The organism is Lentzea guizhouensis, from assembly GCF_001701025.1.
Taxonomy (GTDB): Bacteria; Actinomycetota; Actinomycetes; order Mycobacteriales; family Pseudonocardiaceae; genus Lentzea; species Lentzea guizhouensis.
Map to the genome: position 1 here is coordinate 4,812,115 of NZ_CP016793.1, position 21,011 is coordinate 4,833,125.

Below are 21,011 nucleotides of genomic sequence, written 5' to 3' on the forward strand. Positions count from 1 at the left end.
TCAGCGGAATGCGGCGATTCCGGTCAACGCGTGGCCGATGGATAGCAGGTGGATGTCGGAGGTGCCCTCGTAGGTCAGCACCGACTCGAGGTTGTTGGCGTGCCGCAGGGGTGAGTACTCCAGCGAGATGCCGTTCGCGCCGAGCACCGTCCTGCTCTCCCGCGCGATCGCGATGGCCGCCTCGACGTTGTTGAGCTTGCCGACGCTGATCTGCTCCGGTTTGAGCCTGCCCTCCTCCTTGAGCCTCGCGAGGTGCAACGCCAGCAGCATCGCGTTGCCGACCTGCACCGACATCGTCGCCAGCTTGCGCTGGGTCAGCTGGAACGCCGCGATCGGCTGGTCGAACTGGATCCGGGTGCCGGCGTAGTCGAGCGCGGTCCGCACGCAGTCCCTGGCCGCACCCACCGCCCCGAACACGATCCCGAACCTGGCCTCGTTCAGGCACGACAGCGGCGCGCCCAGCGACGTCGCCTCCGGCAACCGGGCGCTGTCCGGGAGTCGCACGTCCTCCAGGACCAGCTCGGACGTCACGGACGCGCGCATCGACAGCTTGTGCTTGATGTCCCGCGTCGTGAACCCCGGCGTGCCGCGCGGCACGAGGAACCCGCGGATCCCGTCCTCGGTCTGCGCCCACACGGTCGCGACGTCGGCCAGCCCGCCGTTCGTGATCCACGTCTTCGTGCCGTTGAGCACCCAGTCCGAGCCGTCGCGGACCGCCCGCGTCCGCATGCCCTTCGGGTTCGAGCCGTGGTCGGGCTCGGTCAGCCCGAAGCAGCCGATCGCCTGTCCGGAGGCGAGCCTCGGCAGCCACTCCTGCTTCTGCTCCTCCGACCCGTACCTCCAGATCGAGAACATCGACAGCGAACCCTGCACCGACACGAAGCTGCGGATGCCGCTGTCCACGGCCTCCAGCTCCAGGCACGCGAGCCCGTACGCCAACGCCGACGTGCCCGCGCACCCGTAGCCCTCCAGGTGCATGCCGAGAACGCCGAGCTGGCCCAGCTCCTGGGCGAGCTCGCGGGGCAGGACGCCCTCCTCGAACCAGCCGGCGACGTGCGGCCGGACGTGGTCGGCCAGGAACGCCGCGACGGTGGCCTGGATGTCGCGCTCCTCGTCGCTCAGCAACGACGGGATGTCCAGCAACTGCAACGGGTCCTGCACTTCACTGCTCCAGCTTCGGTGGGCGCAGCCGGTAGCTCACCGGCGTGCGCGACAGGCGGATGGGGTTCGCGACGAGCGTCATGCCGTCGATCGTCGCGGTCGGGTTCAGGTCGAGCGACTCGGCCAACGCGAACGCGTGCGCGATGTCGTTGACCGGACCGCACGGAACGCCGAGCGGCGTCAGGGTCTCGAACCAGTGCTGGGCCGGGCGCGCCCGCAACCGTTGTGCGAGCACGTCGAACAACGCGTCCACGTGCGCCACCCGGTCGGGGTTCGCCGCGAACCGCGGATCGGTCGCGAGCTCCGGCACGTCCAGCACCGAGCACAACCGGCGGAACTGCCGGTCGTTGCCCACCGCGAGCACGATCGGCTGGTCGGCCGTCGGGAACACCTCGTACGGCGCGATCGACGGGTGCCGGTTGCCCATCGGCTCCGGGATCGAACCGGCCAGCGTGAAGCCCGCGCTCTGGTTCACCATGCTGGACAACAACACCGACAACAGGTCGAGCTCGACCCGCTGCCCGAGCCCGGTCTGCTCGCGGTGCCGCAGCGCCGCGAGGATGCCCACGCAGGCGTGCAACCCGGTCAGGACGTCGACCAGCGCCACACCGGTCTTCACCGGTGCGCCGTCACCGGTCACGCTCATCAACCCACCCACGGCCTGCACCAGCAGGTCGTAGCCGGGCAGGTCGGCACCCTTGCCGGAGCCGAACCCGGAGATCGAGCAGTAGACCAGGTCGTCGCGTCCCAGCGACTCGTGGTCCAGCCCGAACTTCTCCATCGTGCCGGGCTTGAAGTTCTCCACCACGACATCGGCGCGCGCGATCAGCTCCCGCGCCTGCTCCCGGCCCGCCCCGGTGCGCAGGTCGATCTGCACGGACGTCTTGTTCCTGTTGACGGACAAGAAGTACGTGGCCTCGCCCTCGTGGTGCGGCGGCCCCCACGTACGGGTCTCGTCACCACGGCCGGGCTGTTCGACCTTGATCACCTCGGCGCCCAGGTCACCGAGCACCATGGTTGCGTAGGGTGCGGCCAGCACCCTGCTGAAGTCCGCGATCACCACCCCTTCGAGCGAGCTCATGCGACCCGCCCCCGCAGCTTCATCGCCGCGAGCACGCGGTCCTGTGCCAGTTCTCTTGCGGCCACATGTGGTGTCGTGCCCCGGTTGCGCGCCTCGACGAGCACGTGCGCCGCGTTGGCGCGCAGCTTCGCCGACACCGCGTCCAGCACCGTCGCGGGGTTCACCGGGAACGGCGAGTACCGCGCGTCCATCCCGAACGCCGCCGCGACCACGCCACCGGCGTTCGCGATGAAGTCCGGCACCACCGTGATCCCGCGGGCGGCCAGCACCTCTTGTGCCGCAACGGAAGTGGGCAGGTTCGCCCCCTCGACCACCAGCGCGGTGTCGAGCTCCTTCGCGAGATCGGCGCCGATGACGTCCTGCAACGCCGCCGGCACCAGCACGTCGCACGGGACCCGCAGCTCGGCGCCGAGCACCTGGACGGCACCCGACCCGTACTCCCGCACCACGAGGTCGCCGAACTCCGCACGCAGTCGCAACAACCGTGCGACATCAAGGCCATCGGCATCCACCACCGCGCCGTGAACCGACGAGACGGCAACGACGATCGCGCCCAGTTCGGCGAACCGCTTCGCTGCCGCTGCACCCACCGCGCCGAAGCCCTGGATCGCGACCCTCTTGCCGCGCAGGGACATCAGCTCGTCCGCCACCTCGGCCACACCGAACCCGGTGACGCCCAGCTCGTCGTACGGCAAGCCGCCGAGCTGAGCCGGTGCGCCCATCATAGCGCCGCGGTCCGACAGTTCGTCCTGGACGATCGCCGCGTCCCGTTCGGTGAGGCCCATGTCGAGCCCGAGCACGTACTCGCGCGGCACCTCGTTCGACAGCTTGCGCGCGAAGGCCCGCAGCGCCGCTTCCTTGCCGGGAGAAGCGGGATCGAACCGGATGCCGGCCTTCGCGCCACCGAAGAAGAGGTCCACCCCGGCCCACTTCCACGTCATCACCCGCGCCAGCCGCGCGATCTCCGCGACCGTCACGCCGGGACTCATCCGCGTGCCGCCCTTGCCCATGCCGCGCGCGGTGTTGTCGATGACCAGCACGCCCTTCATGCCGGTGCGCCGGTCCGACACCGCGACGACCTTCTCAGGCCCCCACTCGTCCATGAGCTGGAGAACGTCCATCGCACTTCCCTCACACCCGGTTGAGTCTCACACGCAGTTGAGCTCCGGCCGCGCCCGGTCGGCCGCGAACCTGGAGACGTCCAGACTGGACACGTCGAGGAAGGGCTCGCGGTCCAGCACGAGGTCTCGCACGACCTCGCCGACCGCGGGACCCTGCAGGAACCCGTGCCCGGAGAACCCGGTGGCGTAGAAGAACCGGCCGGCGCTCGCCGCCTGGCCGATCAACGCGTTGTGGTCCGGCGTCACCTCGTACAGCCCGGCCCACCCGTTGCGCACGCCGACATCGAGCAGCCTGGGCGCACGCCGGCCGATCGCCTCGGTGAGGCGCGGCAGCCACGCGTCGGACATCTCCAGCTCGAACCCCGGCGTCTCGTCCGGGTCGGACATGCCGAACAGCAGCCCGCGGCCCTCGCGGTGGAAGTAGAAGGTGGTGCCGAAGTCGATGGTGAAGGGAACCACCCGATCGAGTAGTTCCGGCATGGGCGCGGTGAACATGACCTGCCGCCGCAGGGGAGAAACCGGCAGGTCAACGCCCACCATCTCGCCGATCGACCGCGACCACGCACCCGCCGCGCAGACCACGGTGCCGGTCGAAATCCGGCCGCGGCCGGTTTCGACGTCAAAACTGTCGGACCCGGCCCCTACTATCGATCGCACGGCAGTTCTGGTGCAGAAACGGGCCCCCATCCGGCGGGCAGCGGTGGCATAGCCGAGGACGACGGACTCGGGCGTGCAGTGTCCGTCTTCCGGCGAGAAGGTCGCCGCGAGCAGACCGTCCGTTTCGACCAATGGCGACATCCGCCGGGCTTCCTCGACCGACAGCATTCGGCTCGGCACGCCGAGGGAGTTCTGCAGTTCGACGTTGCGCTCGAACGCCGTCACGTGTTCGGCGGAAGAGAGGAGGAACAGGTAGCCGACCCGGTGCAGATCGATCTCCTGCCCGGGCCGCTGCGGAAAGCGCTGGAACGCTTCGAGAGACCGAGCACCGAGCCTGATGTTGAGCTCGTCGGAGAACTGGGCGCGCACCCCGCCTGCAGCCTTGCAGGTGGAGCCGGAGCCCAGGTCGTCCCTCTCCACGACGACGACATCGCGGACGCCCGCCTCGGCGAGGTGGAAGGCAATGGACGTGCCGATCACCCCGCCACCGATGATGACCACCTCGGCCCGCGTTGGGAGCTCCACCGGGGTGGGTGTCATGGCAGGCCTCCGATCTCGTGGTGCCGCGACGGCACAGCGGACATCGCCCCCGGCGACATGCCACCGGGGCGCCGCGCAGGTGTCGCAGAGCGCGGCCTCGGCGAGTCGCCGACCGCCCCGCCGTGGGCGGCCGCGGGACCGGTTCGGTGGTGGTCGATCGAGGCGCAGCTCAAGGCAGGCCTCCCCTTGCGCGGTACCGCGCCGGTCCCGGGAGCGTCGGCCGGAGCGAGTCGCGGGACACCCGCTGCACCGGTGCAGCGGGAGCCGGGCTCGCCGAGGCACGAGACGTCCCGCCACCGGCAGCGACAGCACCGGCCAGGCTCCCGGCAGCACCGGGCCGCCTGGTGGAGCCGGCTTCGTCAGCGGAGCCGGAACTCAAGGTCTGCCTCGATCTCGAGCGTGTCCATCTGCGCTTTCTGCAGCGTGCCCGAGTAGTCCCAGTTCATGGACTGCCACCGGGTGAACTGGTCGAGCACCCACACACCCGACTGCCGGGAGCCGTTGCCGCTCTTGCCGTTGCCGCCGAACGGCAGGTGCGCTTCGGCCCCGGATGTCGAGTTGTTGACGCTCACCATTCCGGCGGAGATGCCCGCACGGAAGCGGAAGGCCTTGTCGGGGTCCGTGGTGTAGATCGAGCAGGAGAGGCCGTAGCCGGGCTTGTTGCCGAGCTCGATGGCCTCGTCGAACGACGAGTACTTCATGACGCCCACGATCGGACCGAACGTCTCCTGCAGGAACAGCTCGTCGTCCTGGCGCACGCCGGAGACGACGGCGGGGTGGTAGAAGAGGCCGCCCTCGCCCGTGAACCCACCACGAGGATGGGAGGAGGTGATGCGGCCGGTCGGGCCGTGCACCGTGTGGTGCTCGCCGATCCAGCCGAGGTACTTCTCGTACGCCAGCGCGAACTTCTCGTCCAGCAGCGGTCCGTAGAGCACGTCGCCGGTCGGGTGGCCGACGACGGCGTCCGACACGGCCGCGGTGAAGCGGGTCAGGAACTCGTCGTACACCGACTCGTGCACGATCGCCGTGCCGAGCGAGGTGCAGCGCTGGCCGGCCGAGCCGAAGCCCGCGAACAACGCGCCTTGCACGGCGAGGTCCAGGTCGGCGTCCTCGGTGACGACCATCGGGTTCTTGCCGCCGAGCTCGAGGCACGGCGTCTGGAGGTGGCGGCCGCAGAGCTCGCCGATGCGCACGCCGACCTCGCTGGAGCCGGTGAAGCCGACCTTGTCGACGAGACCCCGCTGCAGGGCCTGTTCGAGGCCGGTGAAGGTCTCCGAGCCGTCCGCGAAGACGATCTCGAACACACCGGAGGGGATGCCTGCTGCCTGGAACACGTCGTAGAAGGCCTGGGCGGAGGCGGCCGAGTACTCGGCGGGCTTCCAGACGACCGAGTTGCCGCACAGCAGCGCGGGCACGATGTACCAGGACGGGACCGCCACGGGGAAGTTGCCCGCGGTGATGATGGCGGCCACCCCGACCGGGTTGCGGAAGGTGAAGAGCTGCTTGTCGGGCATCTCCGACGGGATGGTCTGCCCGTAGAGGCGGCGGCCCTCGCCGACGAAGAAGTTGCAGGTGTCCACGATCTCCTGCACCTCGCCGCGGGCCTCCCCGATCGGCTTGCCGATCTCGCGGGTCACGAGCTGGGCGAGCTGCTCCGCGTTGGCCTCGACCAGGCGGCCGATGTTGCCGATGACCTGACCGCGCACGGGGGCGGGCACCCGAGCCCACTCGCGCTGTGCCGCCCTCGCGCGCTCCGCCGCGTCGACGAAGGTGCGGCTGGTCCCGAGCTCGATCTCGGTGACCACGTCGGAGGTGTTCGACGGGTTCGTGGAGACGTAGGGCATCCCCCCACCCTGGTAGGTGCCCCGCGAGAACGCCAGAGGTCGCAGAACGAAACCTCGCGAGGTCGAGCCTAAGCTGTTCTGGTGCTCAACCCGGTCCATCTCCGCACGCTCGTCGAGGTCGTGAAGACGGGGTCGTTCGCCGAGGCGGCTCGCCGGCTCGGCTACACGTCGTCGGCCGTGTCGCAGCAGATCTCGGCGTTCGAGCGGGCGGTGGGCGTGACCCTGTTCGAGCGGGAGGCGCACTCGATCCGGCCCGCGTCGGCGGCGCTGCTCATCGCCGACCGCGGTGCGGAGCTGCTGGCCGCGTTCGACGGCTTCGAGCACGAGGTCAAGGCGATGGTGCAGGGGCTGCGCGGGCGGCTGCGGATCGGGACGTTCCCGACGGCGTCGTCGCGGGTGGTGCCGAGGGCGCTCGCCCGGCTCACGGCCGAGCTGCCCGGTGCCGAGATCCGGCTCGACGAGGGCGAGCCGGAGTACGTGCTGCCGCTGGTGCTGACCGGTGAGCTCGACCTGGCGCTGGTCTACGCCTACGACCTTGTGCCGCGGACGTGGCCGGAGGAGCTGACGGTGCGTCCGCTGCTCGACGAGGCGTTGCTGGTGATGGTCCCCGAGCGGCATCCGGCGGCGAAGAGCACCCTCCGGCTGGAGGACCTGAGGGACGAGCGCTGGATCGCGTCGCGGGACGGCACGTCCGGGGCGACGTGTCTGACGAGGTTGTGCGCGTCGGCGGGGTTCGCGCCGCGGATCGCCTTCCGCAGCAACGACTACGAGGTCGTGCAGTCGCTCGTCGCGGCGGGTGTCGGTGTCGCGCTCGTGCCGGCACTCGGCTACAAGGCGCTGAGCGGCACGCACGCCATGCCGTTGCGGAGCACGCCGTTGTGGCGGCATGTGCACGTTGTCCACCGCACCGCGAATACCAACCCGTTGTTGCGTGACGCGGTAAACGCTCTCCACCAGGTCTGCGAAAACGCTGTGGGTGAGTACATAACTCCGCCATGATGGAGAAATGGGGGAACTCAGCGGCGATGGGGCGCTTGCTGGGATCCGGGACTGGGGTACACCGGATCTGGGTGCGCACATCCGACATCTGATCGACAGCGACGAACCGGGTGTCGAGGACATCATCCTCGGCACGCTCGACGAGGCGGGACCGGTGCGTCCGGTGCTCTGCCGGGTGCTCGCGGAGCGGGATCCGGACCGTGATCCGAAGTTCGCGCTCGACCACTTCTACGAGGAGACCGACGGGCCGGTCCGCAGGTGGCTGGGGCAGGAGGTCTACCGCAGTCCGTGGGTGTGGCTTTACGGCATCACGAGACTTAGGCACGCCAGGCCGGTCGACCGCATCGCGCCGGACGTCACGCATTTCCTCGGCACGCGCCGGCACATCGCCGTGCGCGCGTTGGGCGACACCGCTGATCCACAGGCCGTGCCGCACGTTGTCGGACGCCTGCGCGACTCGCGGTGGTGGGTCCGCACCGAGGCGGCGGCCGCGGTGCGTCGTCTCGCGCGGTCCGGCGTCGCGGTCGACCGGGCCGGGGACGCGCTGGTCCGCTGCCTGCAGCACGACCGGCAGGAGGTGGTCGAGCAGGCCGCGGCGGCGTTGACCCTGCCGCTCTTCCGGGAACGCCTGCTGTGGTCGCGCGCGACGTTGATGCCGCTGGCGGGTGCCGTGGTCGACAACGCGCTCGACGGTGTGGTGGCGCCGTTGGCGCCGCTGTGGCCGGGAGAGGCGACAATGGCCGGGTGAAGGCCAAAGCGGTGCTGCGCAGGAGGTTCGACAGCGTGTTCGGCTGGGTCGTGGCCGCCGGCATGACCGGCGGCACGGCCCTCGTGCTGCTGAACCCGCTGCCGGGCATCGGTTTCGTGGACCAGCTGGAGCTGGTCGCGGTGATGGCGCCGGTGGTCTGGTTCTGCTGGATGGTCTCCGCGCACCCGGCTGTGCGGGTCTACGAGTCCGGTGTGCGGGTCGTGAACTGGTTCCGGGCCTACTGGGTGCCGTGGTCGGCGCTGCGGGAGGTCGAGGTGACCAGGGAGGTCACGCTCGTGCTCGGCACGGGGGAGCGGGTCAGGGCGGCCGCGGGGGCGTTCTCCATCGCGAGCGCGCTCGGCGGCAGCCGGGTGCAGCGGCAGCTGAGGGAAGATCTCGAACGGCACCGGCCGGTCGCTCCGCCCGACGGTGGTGTGCCGAGCAGGCGGCTCGACCTCCGCCCGTGGCACCTCCTGGGCCTGGCGGCACTGCTGTCGCTGGTCGCGTGGGCAGGAGTGGCCCAGGTCTGACCGGAGGACCGGGCCGCGGTCACCAGGCCGTGCTCACTCGCCGGTCTGACCGTCGGCGAGCTCGCGCAGCAGGTCCAGGTGGCCGACGTGGCGCGCGGTCTCCTGGGCCACGTGCGCCAGGATCCACCGCACGGTGCGTTCACCGTCCGCGGCGACGGCGTCCAGGGCACGCTCATTCAGCGCGTCCGCGGTCGTCCACTCCGCACGGTAGGCCGCGATCAACGACTCCGGGGTGTCCGCCGGGTCGAGGTCCCACGACGGGTCCGGGTCGCCCTCCCACAACGACGGCAGGTCAAGGCCCGCGCCCGCGATCCCGAGCCAGTAGCGCTCCACGGCGACCAGGTGCTTGAGGACCCCCAGCGCGGTGAGCTCCGGCGAGGTGGCGATCGGGGCGGCGGCCGCCTGCTCGCGGGTCAGGCCGTCGACCTTCAGGACGGCGGTCTTGCGCAGGAAGTCGAGGAACTGCCAGGCGAGTGCACCTTCGTCCGCGGCGAGCTTCTCGGGCCAGGTTCGGGTCATGCGGCGAGTTTGTCAGGCCGTACTACCGGACCATGATCAGTTGGCGGGTTTGCGGTACCAGCGCGGTGAGGTGGTGACCGGCGGCTTGAGGCGCGCGTTGACCACGACCACGTTGGGCCCCCGCACCGTCAGCGCCTGTGCCAGCCCGTCGAACCCGTCGAGCGTGACCGCCGGGACGCCGAAGCTCTCCGCGAGCTTCGCGAAGTCGGGCCGGGTGAGGTCGACGCCGGTGATCGTGTGCCCGGCGACCTGCTGGTCGTAGCGCAGCATCCCGTAGCCGCCGTCGTCCACCACCACGACGGTCAACGGCAGGCTCTCCTGCCTCAACGTCGCCAGGTCCCCGCACGCGAACAGGAACCCGCCGTCACCCACCACCGCGATCGTCCGCCCGTGCACCGCCGCCCCGATCGCCGCGGGAAAGCCGAACCCGAGCGTGCCCCAGCCGACCGGGTACGCGAGCCCCCGCGGCTTGCGGACGTGGTGGAACCCGCCGATCCAGTAGCCGGGGATGCACATGTCGGCGACGATCGTGGCGTCCTGCCCTTCCAGCGCACCGAGGAACGCGGCGGCCTCGGGCGAGTCCTCCCGAACCAGCTCCCGCACGGCCGCGTTGACCTGCTCGACGTCCACGGCCGCCTGCTTCGGCGCGACCTTCTCCGCCAGCGCCGCCACAACGTGCCGCGCGTCGCCGAGCAATCCCACATCCGCCGGGTAGTTCTTCGACAGCTCGGCCTCGTCGATGTTGACCGCCACCAGCTTCCGCGGCGCGGGCTGCAACCAGTTCTGCGTCATCATGCCGTCGAAGTCCGTCCCGATCGCGATCACCAGGTCCGCGTCGTCCCACAACGCCCCGACGGGCGGCGCGTGCACCGGCCCTCTGACGACTCCCGGATGACCGCTGATCCCACGCGCGCCGTACGTGGTGACGATCGGCGCGTTCAGCTTGTCGTTCAACGAATCGATCGCCGGTCCCGCACCCGCCCGCGCAGCCCCGCCGCCGACCCAGAGCAACGGCCGCTCGGCGTTGTCGATGAGTTCGAGCGCCGCGGCCACATCAGGGACCTCGGCCCTCTCCTCGGCCGCAGTCACCCGATGCTCCGGCACCTCCGCTGACAGGAAGTCGGTCGGCACCCCGAGGTACACCGGCCCTTGTGCACCTTCCACGGCAGCTTTCACCGCACGGTCCACATACGCGGGCAGTTCATCCGCCACCGGCACGTCGAACGCCGCCTTGGTCACCGGCCCGAACAACGCCCGCTGGTCCCGCGTCTCGTGCAACACCCCGCGGTGAATCCCCGGCCGCCGCAACGTGCTCGGAATGTCCGTGGCCACCACCAGCACCGGACTTCCGGACGCCATCGCCTCACCCGTCGCACCGAGCGTGTTCGCCGCACCCGGCCCGGTCGTCACAACGGCGACGCCGACCTTGCCGGTCGCCCGCGCATAACCGTCCGCCGCATAGACGGCCGTCTGCTCGTGCCGCACGCCGACCATCCGGATGCCGGAGTGCTGAAGGGCTTCCCACACGGCCAGGTTGTGCACCCCGGGCAGGCCGAAGACGACCTCGACGTCGTGCGCGGCCAACGTGGTCAGCAGGCTCTCGGCACCTTTGGGCATGCGTCCGACGCTAAGACCGGCTTACCTCCCGGGCAATGAGCTTGCAGCAGATCTGGTGCTCAGCCCCATCCACCCGATGCCTCTGCGGCTGGTGAAGGACCCGGTCGAATTCGCGGCGAGAAATTGTGAACGAGTTTCATCAGCCGCCAATGGGCGGCTTGTTGCGGTGAATTTGATTGACCAGTGAAACATGTTCGGCGCGTGGCCTTTTGTGCCACGATGTGCGGCGACCGCACGACCTGGGGGTGGAGATGCTGTACTTCGGTGGGCTGATCGGTGTGGTGACGTTGTGTCTGTGGATCTTCGCGATCGTGGACGTCATCACCACCGACGAGGGTTCCGTTCGCAATCTGCCGAAGATCGGATGGCTTCTCCTCGTCCTGTTGTTCCCGTTGGTCGGCTCGATCGCGTGGCTGGTGGCGGGGCGTCCGGTGGGGGCCGGACGTGCGCGCCTGGCCGCTCACGAACGGCACACTCCTGCCTTTCCCGAGTACGACCGGCCCGGCCGGTTCGCGGCCACGAGCCCGAATGACGACGAGGAGTTCCTGAAGCGCTGCCGTGAGCGTGCGGAGGAACAACGACGCAAGGGACGCGAGAACCAGTGAGGAAAGCCCTTCTGTTCTTGGTTGTTCTGCTGGCCGGTTGCGGAGCCGAGGTGCGGACGGCCGCGCCTCCTACGTCGTCCACAGCGTCCACATCGGACAAGCTCGCGCCGGCGGATTTCCAGGCGCGCTGGTGGACCTGGGCGACGCAGCCCTCGACCACCAACCCGGTGACCGACACGTCCGGGCGGTTCTGCATGCGGGACCAGCCCGTCGAGGTGTGGTTGCTGGCCGGCGCGATCGGTGGTGCGCCGGTCGAGCGGCAGTGCCGGGTGCCCGCCGACAAGCCGTTGCTGGTGCCCGCGGTCAACCTGGCCGGCAGCGCCGCCGAGTGCGAGGCGTTCATGAAGAACGCGCGGGGCGAGGTGCTGGTCGACGGGGCGACGCAGCCGCTCACCAAGGTGTCCGGGACGCCGTTCACCTACGAGGCGCGCGCCGGCAACCCGTACAGGAGGCCGGTCGGACGGGTCGACGCCGTCGGCTGCGGGCTCTACGCGTGGGTCGGCTCGCCCGGTTCCGGTGAGCACGAGGTGCAGATCCGCGGCACGGCGGCGGGTGTGACCGTGGACGTGAAGTACACGCTGATCATCGGAGCGGACTGAGAAATTCAGGTGCGCCGGTGGAGTAACGTGGTCAGTGGCGTCCGAGCAGACGTGAGGCTGGAGCCGCCCTCCCGGCAGTGGGCGGAGTCCGTCGCAGGGTTCAGCAACTCCTGCTCACGAACCGCGAACTGACCACGTAGACGCGTGCACATGCGTCCTTGTCGGCCGAGCCGGGCGGCGGAAACGAGGACTGCTGTCATGGCACGTCTGTCCATCACGGACCAGCTCGCCGATCTGCGGCGCACCTACACCGGCGAGAACCTGTCGCAGGCGGTTCCGGCCGTGCGCGACGGGGAGCCGTTGCCCGACGCGGCCACCGAGGCCCAGCAGCAGCTGGAGGCCAAGGTGCTGCTCGCGGCGTGCACCGCGGCCAGCGTCGTGCAGCTCATGCCGCCGGCGAGCATCACCACGCCCACCCACGTGTTCCGCACGGTGGAACCGGGGGACGTCGTCAAGCTCCACCTCGCGCCGCGTGCGTTGGGGCCGTTGCTGTTCGAGCTCCTGCCGCGCACCGAGGGCGGGTACGGCATGGGTGTCGCGGGTCTGACCCACCGGCAGCACCGGCGGTCCGCCGAGCTGACCGCCGGGGACGCGTCGGTGGTGCTCATCGGGGTCGACCAGGACGCGTGGGACCAGGGCATGCGGTACGTGCGCTGGATGCACGAGTTCCGCGGCGTCGAGTACACCGACGGCGGCGGTGTGGAGGACGAGGTGGCGAAAGCGGCCACTGGGAGCGCACTTCTGCGCCGGGTACACCTGTGGCATGACGCGTGCTGGCTCCGTGCACTCCCGTTGGGCAACGGCTGGTTCGTCGAGTGGCCGGGAGGTCCGTCCGAGAGCGACATCAGGGCGAAGCTCGCCGACCCGAGGTTCGGCACCCGCCACGACATCTCGTTGCAACGCAGTGAGGCGCCCGCCGAGGACGTCGACCGGGCGATGCGCACCTACCCGTGGCCGGAGGAGTTCGTGTCTGCCGTCACGGCTGGTGAGCCCGATCAGGAGACCGAGCGCCGCTAGACTGCCCTTTCGCCCGCAGGAACGATCGTCAGGAGGACCCCGGTGACCCAGCAGGCTGCCGAGGCCCAGTCCGAAGCCACGCGCAAGGCCCCCCGCGTGCTCGTCGCCGAGGACGAGGCGCTGATCCGCCTCGACCTGGTGGAGATGCTCCGCGAGGAGGGCTACGACGTGGCGGGTGAGGCCGCCGATGGTGAAGAGGCCATCAAGCTCGCGACCGAGCTCAACCCCGACCTGGTGATCCTGGACGTCAAGATGCCCAAGGTCGACGGGATCGAGGCGGCGCAGCACATCGCGGGCAACCGGATCGCCCCGGTCGTGATCCTCACCGCGTTCAGCCAGCGCGAGCTGGTCGAGCGGGCCCGTGACGCGGGTGCGATGGCCTACCTGGTCAAGCCGTTCGCGAAGCGGGACCTGGTGCCCGCGATCGAGCTGGCGATCAGCCGGTTCACCGAGCTCGCGGCGCTGGAGCAGGAGGTCGCCGGTCTGACCGAGCGGCTCGAGACCCGCAAGGTCGTGGAACGGGCCAAGGGCATCCTCATGACCAAGCAGGGTCTGAGCGAGCCGGAGGCGTTCCGCTGGGTGCAGCGCACCGCGATGGACCGCCGCACGACGATGAAGGCCGTCGCCGAGGCCGTCATCGAGAACTTCGGCTGAGCTCCAGCCAGATCGAGTCCGTCTGCCGCCCCGGATCCTCGGGGCGCAGGCGGACTTCGACGTTGTGGCCGCCTTTCAACGAGACGAGCAACTCGTGCCGGCCACCGACACCGCCCGGCATGGCCACCGTCGCCGCGTGCTGTTGATCGACATGCACCTCAAAGCCCGCCACGGGCGCCACTGACGGCGTCGCGCTGCCGTCGAGGGTGACGACGAGCGTGGCCTCGTTCGGGGTCACACCGACGAACTCAGCAGTCATTACGGGCAAAGCGGGCGGAGGGGGCTCCGGGGCGTTCGGGAGCTTCACCTGGGACTCGCCCGGCACCTCCAGGTAGCTCTCCAGCACCTGGGCCTGCGACGCGCCCGGCATGCGCAGCACGAACGGCGACAGCGCCTCGCCGGGTCCGAGCAGCTCAGCCGGCACGTCCCCGGCCACGGTCAGCTCGGCGTCCTGCGCGCCCGACCAGCTCTCGGTGACCGGACGCAACGGGATCCGCGCCGGACCCAGCTGCGCGACCAGGCCGTTCACGTCACCGCCGTCGCCCAACCGGACCGTGGCGCGCAGCCGGGCCGAAGACGCGTTGCGCAACGGTGTGCGCGCCACGCCGATACCCGGCGCCTCCTCCTCCGGCTCCAACACGCGCAATGTGCCCGCCACGACGGGCGTCTCGGTGACCTCCTCGACCGGCTGCAACCCGCCGGAGATCCCGATGGTGTCGACCTCCACCCGTCCCGGCCGGCCCGGGGGAGCGGTCACACCGACCAGCACGCTCGCCTGCCGCCACTTCGGCACCGCTGCCGACCGCGAGATCTCCACGCCGTCCTGCAGCACCCGCACGCCGTCACGCGTCAGCACCACCTCGAACCGGTGCAGCACGCCCGCGCCCCGTGTGCCCGCCACGGAGTCGTCCACCACCACTCGGATCGCATCGGCCGGTGGCACCGGACCGGCGAGATCAGGCGTACCGGGTACGAGGTCGACCACGAGCCTGCCGCGCGGTCCCGCCGCCGACGTCACCACCGCGACACGCCCGAGCTCATCGGCGTCGTCGAGCACCAACGGCACCCGCGGGCGCATCACGGCCGTGCCGTCGCCGCACGGCACGTCGACCACGAGCCGGCCGGAGCCGATGGACGGGGTCACGCACCCGCGCCGCCCGCTGAGGTGGACGGTCCGCTCCACCCGCGAGTCGTCGAACTCCTCCAGGAACCCGAGCACCCGCTGCCGCCACGCCCCGTCGTCACCTGCGCGTACCTCGGCCCGCGCCGGCAACGACCGCTGCCCGAACGCGTCGACCGCCCGCACGTCCGGTGTGCCCGTTCCGGCCACTTCCGGCGACGAGACCACCCTGCCGAACACCTCGTAGCCCGCCGCGCCCGGCACCGGCGCCCATTGGACGCGTCCGTCGCTGCTCCAGACGGAGGACGGTGGCGAAATCGGCCCTGAACGAGGCGCCGGCTTGATGTACTCGGCGGCGAAGCTCGTCAACCGGACTGGCCCCGAGCTGGGGTTTTGAGGCTCCGGGCCGGGGTCGCGCAACACCAGGACCGCCGAGGTCAGCACCCCTGCGGCCGCGATGGCCGCGACCAAACGACGACGGGGAGTCATATGCCGAGGTTATGGCAGCGGTCCAAAGAGTGAACGAGGGTTACTTTGTGTGACTTTCCTTAAACAAAACATAACGCCGAGTTGCGTTATGGTCACGAGCCCATTGGCGTTGATGACTGCGGTCACAGTCAGCGCCTAGGGTCCGGCCATCCCTCAGCAGAGGGGCGTGGAGCGATGCGCGGAGATCTCGCCATCGCAGTGAGCACGGATAGAGGAGGGACTCACGTGCGTAAGCACCTTGTGAAGTCCGCAGCGATCGTCGGCGCCACGCTGCTCGTCGTCGCGGCCTGTGGCACTAATGACAAGACCGAAGCGGGCGGCACCGGGGGCAGCTGCGACACGTCGAAGGGCACGCTGACCGTCGGCGTCGTCGCTCCGCTGTCCGGAAACCTGTCGGCTCTCGGTATCGGCATCAAGCAGTCCGCGGAGCTCGCCGTGGACGAGGCCAACAAGAAGTGCACCGTCAAGGGCTACAAGCTCCAGGTGTCGGCCCAGGACGACGAGGCGAACCCGGCCAAGGGCGCCCAGGCGGCCACCAAGCTGTCGACCGACCCGAACGTCGTCGGCGTCGTCGGCACGCTGAACTCGTCGGTCGCCCAGACGGTGCAGCCCATCCTGCAGGGCAAGAAGATCCCGCAGGTCTCGCCCGCGAACACCAACCCGTCGCTGACCAGGGGCAACGAGTTCCTCACCGCCCCGAAGCGGCAGTTCGACAACTACTTCCGCGTCTGCGCGACCGACGACCTGCAGGGTCCGTTCGCGGCCAACTACATGGTCGAGAAGGCCGGCAAGAAGAAGATCGCGATCATCACGGACGGCAAGACCTACGGCAAGGGTCTGGCCGACGAGTTCTCGAAGCAGGTCGCCAAGAAGGGCGGCACGATCGTCGGCAACGAGACGATCGGTGAGAAGGACACGGACTTCTCCGGTGTCGTCTCCAAGATCAAGGCCCTGGCCCCGGAGGCCGTCTACTACGGCGGTGAGTACCCGGCGGCCGGCCCGCTGTCCAAGCAGCTCAAGGACGGTGGCCTGAACGTTCCGCTGATGGGCGGCGACGGCATCTACGACCAGAAGTTCATCGACCTCGGCGGCAAGGAGGGCGACCTCGCCACCTCCGTCGGTGCGCCGACCGAGTCCCTGGACACCGCCAAGGCGTTCGTGAACGCGTACAAGGAGAAGTTCGGCAAGGAGGACTACGCCGCCTACGGTGCGTTCTCCTACGACGCCGCGAACGCGATCATCGGTGCCCTGGCCAAGACCGTCGAGGGCGGCGAGTGGGGCGACGCCAAGCGCGACGCCATGCTGACCAACGTCGGTTCCTACAGCGGCTCCGGCGCCACCGGTGAGGTCAAGTTCGACCAGTACGGCGACAGCACCAACAAGGTCCTGACCGTCTACCAGGTCGCCGGCACCAAGTGGGACGACGTCCAGACCGGCGAGTACACGGGCTGACCGACTACTGATCATCAAATGAAGCTGCGGCGGGGGCGGGCGAAGTTTGCTCGCCCCCGCCGTCTACGGAGGTAGTCGTGTCAGTCCTGCTCCAACAGCTGGCGAACGGGGTCGTGCAGGGCGCGTTGATCGCCCTGATCGCCCTCGGGTACACGATGGTGTACGGCATCATCCAGCTGATCAACTTCGCCCACGGCGAGGTCTTCATGGTGTCCTCGTACGGAGGACTCGCCACGTTCACGCTTCTTCCTGACGACCTCAAGAAGTCGCCTGCCGTGGCACTGCCGCTGATGTTCCTCGGCGGCATCCTGGTCGCGGTCGTCGTCGCCGTGATCATGGAACGCTTCGCCTACCGGCCGCTGCGCAACGCACCCCGGCTCGCGCCGCTCATCACGGCGCTCGGCGTCTCGGTGTTCCTCCAGGAGGCCGTGCGCGTCTGGTACCCCGACGCCACGTCCAACCTGCCCTACCCGAAGGTCTTCCCCACGGGGAACCTCACCCTCGGCACCATCAGCGTGCCGTGGACCGGCGTGCTGCTCGTCGTGCTCTCGGTCGGCCTGTCGATCGGTCTGCAGACCTACGTCAACCGCTCCCGCATGGGCCGGGCGATGCGCGCCACCGCGCAGGACCCCGACACCGCGAAGCTCATGGGCATCAACCCCGACCGCGTGATCGTGCTGACGTTCATCTTCGGCGCCGTGCTCGCCGGTGTCGCCGGCGTCATGTTCGGCGGCTACCTGAACAACATCAACATCGACATGGGCTTCCAGAACGGCATCTTCGCCTTCACGGCGGCCGTGCTGGGCGGTGTCGGCAGCATCCGCGGCGCGGTCATCGGCGCGTTCATCATCGGTCTGATCAAGACCCTGGCCGGCCAGTACATGCCGGGCGGTACCCAGTACGACTACGTGTGGATCTTCGTTGTGCTGATCCTCGTGCTCGTCTTCCGCCCGCAGGGTCTGTTCGGTGAGCCGGAAAGGGTGCGCGCATGACCACGACTGCCGAGAAGCGTTCCGCTCTCGCACCCCTGGGCAAGCCGTTCGCCGCGGTCGGCGGTGTGCTGTCGATCGTCGCGGCCCTGCTGCCGTGGGTCACGTTCCCGCTCAACGACGGCAACTGGCCGGACAAGTCCACGCTGCCGTTCTTCGACGCGCCCTTCGCGGTCACCGGCTTCCGCTGGCACATGCTGGTGCTCGGTGTCCTCGTGCTCGTCGCGGCCTTCGCGCCGACCCCCTCGAAGGGCCGCGTCGTGCGCGCCCTGGGCTGGGGCGTCGTGTCGGTGGCCGCGATCAACGGCATCTACCTCGTCGTCAAGGGCGGCGGTTTCGGTGCCATCACCGCGTACAAGGACGTGGTGGCGTTCGGCAGCATCGCCGGCGTCGTCGCCGGTGTGCTCGTGATCCTGGCCGGCTACGGCATCGGCATCGAGCCGCCCGGCAACTGGAAGATCAAGCTCAGCACCCCGCTCGCCTACCTGGTGCTGCTGGTGTCGTTCGGCGCGGTGCTCTACGCCGTGGCCGCGATGCTCACCACCGGTGGCGTCGGCGCGGGCAACCCGTACGCGGGCGCGATCTTCCTGTCGTTCCTCGGTTTCGCCGGCGGTCTGCTCGCGGCGCTGAACGGCATCGGCTACACCAGGTGGATCTCGCACCTGTCCGAAGAGCACCGCGTGTTCAGCGTGATCGTGCTGCTGGCGTGCGCGCTGCTGCTGCCGTTCACCGAAGCCGGCAACGAGTACTGGATGACCGTCGCGGCGAACATCGGCATCTACGCCGCCACCGCGATCGGCCTGAACATCGTCGTCGGTCTCGCCGGTCTGCTCGACCTCGGGTACGTGGCGTTCATGGGCATCGGCGCGCTCGTCGCGGCGAACTTCTCCGGTGCCGCCGCCGCGAACTTCGGCATCGACCTGCCGTTCCCGGTGGCCGCGGTCATCGCCGCGATCGTCGCGGGCATCTTCGGCGCCATCGTCGGTTCGCCGACGCTGCGCGTGCGCGGTGACTACCTGGCGATCGTGACGCTGGCGTTCGGTGAGATCTTCACCCGCTCCGCGCAGAACGACATCGGCGGCATGACCAACGGCTCCAACGCGATCCCCGGCATCCCGCAGCTGTCGCTGTTCGGGACGGAGTTCAACAAGGAGCTGTCGCTCGGCTCGGTGAAGCTGCCGGCCGGTGTCCTCTACTACGTGCTGATCGTGCTGCTGGTCGCGGCGACGATGGCGGTGTTCGCGAACCTCAAGTTCAGCCGGATCGGCCGCGCCTGGATCGCGATCCGCGAGGACGAGGACGCGGCCCGCGCGATGGGCATCCGCACCGGCAAGATGAAGATCCTCGCGTTCCTCATCGGCGCCATGCTGGCCGGTCTGGCCGGCGCGGTGTTCGCGCACAAGAACGGCACCGTGTCGTACGAGTCGTTCAAGTTCCTCGAGTCGGTCACGCTGCTCGCGGCGGTCATCCTCGGCGGCATGGGGTCGATCCCCGGCGCCGTGCTCGGTGCCGCGCTGCTGTTCGTGCTGCCCGAGAAGCTGCGCGACTTCGAGGACTACCGCCTGATGATCTTCGGCCTCGCGCTGGTGCTGATCATGCGGTTCCGCCCGCAGGGCCTGATCCCCGACGCGCACCGGCGCGCGGAGCTGGCCGATGAGAACGTCGACGGCACCCACGTCGACGAGCTGCCGAAGGAGGCGAAGGCGTGACGCCGGTGTTGGAGGCGCGTGACGTCTCGATGGTCTTCGGTGGCCTCAAGGCGCTGAAGAACGTGACGTTGACGCTCGACGAGGGCAAGATCGTCGGCCTGATTGGCCCGAACGGCGCGGGGAAGACGACGTTCTTCAACTGCCTCACGGGTCTGTACACGCCGACGACCGGTCAGGTGCTGCTCAAGGGCAACGTCCTGCCCGGCGACCCGGCCCAGGTGACCGACGCGGGCCTCGCCCGCACGTTCCAGAACATCCGGCTGTTCCCCAGCATGACCGTGCTGGAGAACGTCATGGTCGGCCGGCACGTGCGGATGAAGCAGGGCCCGCTGGCCTCGCTGTTCCACGGCCCGGCCTACCAACGGGGCGAGAAGGCGGCCCGCGAGCGTTCTCGTGAGCTGCTGGACTTCGTGGGCCTGCGCGGCCCGGAGGACGAGCTCGCGCGCAACCTCCCGTACGGCGACCAGCGCCGTCTCGAGATCGCGCGCGCGTTGGCCACCGACCCGGCCGTGCTGCTGCTGGACGAGCCCACCGCGGGCATGAACCCGCAGGAGACGGAAGCGACGCAGCAGCTGATCTTCCGCATCCGCGACACGGGTGTGTCCGTCGTGGTCATCGAGCACGACATCAAGTTCATCTTCGGGCTGTGCGACTCGGTTTCCGTGCTCGTGCAGGGCGAGCTGCTCGTCGAAGGCAGCCCCGAGGTCGTGCGGGCGGACCCGCGGGTCGTCGAGGCCTACCTCGGCAAGCCGCCGGAGGAAGTCGAGCACGACATCGAGGCCGCGAAGGGAGAGCAGGCATGAGCCCGCTGCTCGAAGTCCGCAACCTCTCGGTCGCCTACGGCGCGATCGAGGCCGTCCGCGACATCTCGTTCACGGTCGAGGCCGGCCAGATCGTGTCGCTGATCGGCTCGAACGGTGCGGGCAAGACCACGACCCTGCGCACGATCTCGGGTCTGCTGCGCCCGGCGTCCGGTGAGGTCCTGTTCCAGGGCAAGCCGATCCACAACGAGCCGGCGCACTCCATCCTCGGCATGGGCATCTCGCACTCGCCCGAGGGCAGGCGGCTCTTCCCGCGGATGACCGTGGAGGAGAACCTCCAGCTCGGCGCCTACGTCCGCAAGGACGACGGCGTGCAGGCCGACATGGACCGCGTCTACGAGCTGTTCCCCGTCCTGGGTGAGCGCAGGCACAGCAAGGCCGGCCTCTTCTCCGGCGGTGAGCAGCAGATGCTCGCCATCGGCCGCGCGATGATGTCCAAGCCGCGCCTGCTCATGCTCGACGAGCCCTCCATGGGTCTCTCGCCGATCATGACCCAGCGCATCTTCGACACCATCAGGGAGCTCCAGTCGCTCGGCACCACCATCCTCCTGGTGGAGCAGAACGCACTGGCCGCTCTGGCGTTGTCGGACCACGGTTACGTGATCGACCTCGGACGGACCACTTTGGACGGTCCGGGGCACCAGCTGCTGGCCGACCAGCGGGTGCGCGACGCGTACCTGGGCGAGGCGCACTGAGGTTCCGGTGAGAAGGGGCGGAGGCTTTCGGGCCTCCGCCCCTT

20 protein-coding genes are annotated in these 21,011 nt (G+C 69.5%); 12 read left to right on the forward strand and 8 right to left on the reverse strand.

Features of this window, described 5'->3' with window-relative positions; all coding sequences use genetic code 11:
• The 5 genes from BBK82_RS23805 to BBK82_RS23825 form a co-directional block, all read right to left on the reverse strand.
• Complete coding sequence (locus tag BBK82_RS23805; RefSeq protein WP_065916981.1) at positions 1–1,161, reverse strand: acyl-CoA dehydrogenase family protein; 1,161 nt, start codon at positions 1,159–1,161, stop codon at positions 1–3.
• A 1-nt stretch (position 1,162) separates the two neighbouring features.
• Positions 1,163–2,242: a CaiB/BaiF CoA transferase family protein gene (locus tag BBK82_RS23810; RefSeq protein WP_065916982.1), complete on the reverse strand. Its 1,080-nt coding sequence runs from the start codon at positions 2,240–2,242 to the stop codon at positions 1,163–1,165.
• The gene (locus tag BBK82_RS23815) at positions 2,239–3,363 is read right to left on the reverse strand and encodes a Glu/Leu/Phe/Val family dehydrogenase (protein WP_065916983.1); all 1,125 of its coding nucleotides are present in this window, start codon (positions 3,361–3,363) and stop codon (positions 2,239–2,241) included. The genes BBK82_RS23810 and BBK82_RS23815 overlap by 4 nt, the downstream gene beginning before the upstream one ends.
• 27 nt (positions 3,364–3,390) lie before the next feature.
• Positions 3,391–4,560: an NAD(P)/FAD-dependent oxidoreductase gene (locus BBK82_RS23820; RefSeq protein ID WP_065916984.1), complete on the reverse strand. Its 1,170-nt coding sequence runs from the start codon at positions 4,558–4,560 to the stop codon at positions 3,391–3,393.
• A gap of 359 nt (positions 4,561–4,919) precedes the next feature.
• Complete coding sequence (locus BBK82_RS23825) at positions 4,920–6,404, reverse strand: aldehyde dehydrogenase family protein (RefSeq protein ID WP_065916985.1); 1,485 nt, start codon at positions 6,402–6,404, stop codon at positions 4,920–4,922.
• 81 nt (positions 6,405–6,485) lie between these two features.
• On the opposite strand from BBK82_RS23825, the gene BBK82_RS23830 reads away from it, so the two are divergent.
• Genes BBK82_RS23830 through BBK82_RS23840 form a run of 3 tightly spaced genes read left to right on the forward strand, consistent with a single transcriptional unit; the run spans position 6,486 to position 8,681 of the window.
• A complete protein-coding gene (locus BBK82_RS23830; protein ID WP_065916986.1) occupies positions 6,486–7,403 on the forward strand; it encodes a LysR family transcriptional regulator in 918 nt (305 codons plus the stop codon).
• Between the two features lie 7 nt (positions 7,404–7,410).
• Positions 7,411–8,151, forward strand: a complete 741-nt coding sequence (locus BBK82_RS23835) for a HEAT repeat domain-containing protein (RefSeq protein ID WP_065916987.1) — start codon at positions 7,411–7,413, stop codon at positions 8,149–8,151.
• Positions 8,148–8,681, forward strand: coding sequence for a PH domain-containing protein (locus BBK82_RS23840; RefSeq protein ID WP_065916988.1), 534 nt, complete (start codon positions 8,148–8,150; stop codon positions 8,679–8,681). The genes BBK82_RS23835 and BBK82_RS23840 overlap by 4 nt, the downstream gene beginning before the upstream one ends.
• 33 nt (positions 8,682–8,714) lie before the next feature.
• Here the strand turns inward: BBK82_RS23840 and BBK82_RS23845 are convergent, their stop codons facing one another.
• Both BBK82_RS23845 and BBK82_RS23850 read right to left on the reverse strand, forming a co-directional pair.
• Positions 8,715–9,200, reverse strand: a complete 486-nt coding sequence (locus BBK82_RS23845) for a mycothiol transferase (RefSeq protein ID WP_065916989.1) — start codon at positions 9,198–9,200, stop codon at positions 8,715–8,717.
• 36 nt (positions 9,201–9,236) lie between these two features.
• Entirely contained in the window at positions 9,237–10,817 is a 1,581-nt protein-coding gene (locus BBK82_RS23850; protein WP_065916990.1) for a thiamine pyrophosphate-binding protein, read from the reverse strand.
• A gap of 251 nt (positions 10,818–11,068) precedes the next feature.
• Here BBK82_RS23850 and BBK82_RS23855 point away from each other — a divergent pair, with 251 nt between their 5' ends.
• The 4 genes from BBK82_RS23855 (at position 11,069) to BBK82_RS23870 (ending at position 13,692) form a co-directional block, all read left to right on the forward strand.
• Positions 11,069–11,422 (forward strand): PLDc N-terminal domain-containing protein, encoded by a 354-nt coding sequence (locus BBK82_RS23855; protein WP_065921304.1) that lies wholly within the window; start codon positions 11,069–11,071, stop codon positions 11,420–11,422.
• Positions 11,419–12,021 (forward strand): signal protein, encoded by a 603-nt coding sequence (locus tag BBK82_RS23860; RefSeq protein ID WP_154697456.1) that lies wholly within the window; start codon positions 11,419–11,421, stop codon positions 12,019–12,021. The genes BBK82_RS23855 and BBK82_RS23860 overlap by 4 nt, the downstream gene beginning before the upstream one ends.
• A 198-nt stretch (positions 12,022–12,219) precedes the next feature.
• On the forward strand, positions 12,220–13,038 hold the full coding sequence (locus tag BBK82_RS23865) for a hypothetical protein (RefSeq protein ID WP_065916991.1): 819 nt from the start codon (positions 12,220–12,222) through the stop codon (positions 13,036–13,038).
• Between the two features lie 42 nt (positions 13,039–13,080).
• Complete coding sequence (locus BBK82_RS23870; protein WP_065916992.1) at positions 13,081–13,692, forward strand: ANTAR domain-containing response regulator; 612 nt, start codon at positions 13,081–13,083, stop codon at positions 13,690–13,692.
• Here BBK82_RS23870 and BBK82_RS23875 read toward each other — a convergent pair.
• Positions 13,673–15,301, reverse strand: coding sequence for a hypothetical protein (locus BBK82_RS23875; RefSeq protein WP_154697457.1), 1,629 nt, complete (start codon positions 15,299–15,301; stop codon positions 13,673–13,675). The two genes, BBK82_RS23870 and BBK82_RS23875, sit on opposite strands and share 20 nt — an antisense overlap.
• Before the next feature lie 225 nt (positions 15,302–15,526).
• Between BBK82_RS23875 and BBK82_RS23880 the strand changes: the two genes are divergently transcribed.
• The 5 genes from BBK82_RS23880 (at position 15,527) to BBK82_RS23900 (ending at position 20,967) form a co-directional block, all read left to right on the forward strand.
• Positions 15,527–16,753, forward strand: coding sequence for a branched-chain amino acid ABC transporter substrate-binding protein (locus BBK82_RS23880; RefSeq protein WP_237048339.1), 1,227 nt, complete (start codon positions 15,527–15,529; stop codon positions 16,751–16,753).
• Positions 16,754–16,830: 77 nt separating this feature from the next.
• Positions 16,831–17,745 carry a branched-chain amino acid ABC transporter permease gene (locus BBK82_RS23885; protein WP_065916995.1) on the forward strand — a complete coding sequence of 305 codons (915 nt, stop codon included), beginning with the start codon at positions 16,831–16,833 and terminating at the stop codon, positions 17,743–17,745.
• The gene (locus tag BBK82_RS23890) at positions 17,742–19,451 is read left to right on the forward strand and encodes a branched-chain amino acid ABC transporter permease (RefSeq protein WP_065916996.1); all 1,710 of its coding nucleotides are present in this window, start codon (positions 17,742–17,744) and stop codon (positions 19,449–19,451) included. The genes BBK82_RS23885 and BBK82_RS23890 overlap by 4 nt, the downstream gene beginning before the upstream one ends.
• Positions 19,448–20,254, forward strand: a complete 807-nt coding sequence (locus BBK82_RS23895; RefSeq protein ID WP_249762087.1) for an ABC transporter ATP-binding protein — start codon at positions 19,448–19,450, stop codon at positions 20,252–20,254. The genes BBK82_RS23890 and BBK82_RS23895 overlap by 4 nt, the downstream gene beginning before the upstream one ends.
• Complete coding sequence (locus BBK82_RS23900) at positions 20,251–20,967, forward strand: ABC transporter ATP-binding protein (RefSeq protein ID WP_065916997.1); 717 nt, start codon at positions 20,251–20,253, stop codon at positions 20,965–20,967. Before BBK82_RS23895 ends, BBK82_RS23900 begins: the two co-directional genes overlap by 4 nt.
• Positions 20,968–21,011 lie beyond the last annotated feature (44 nt).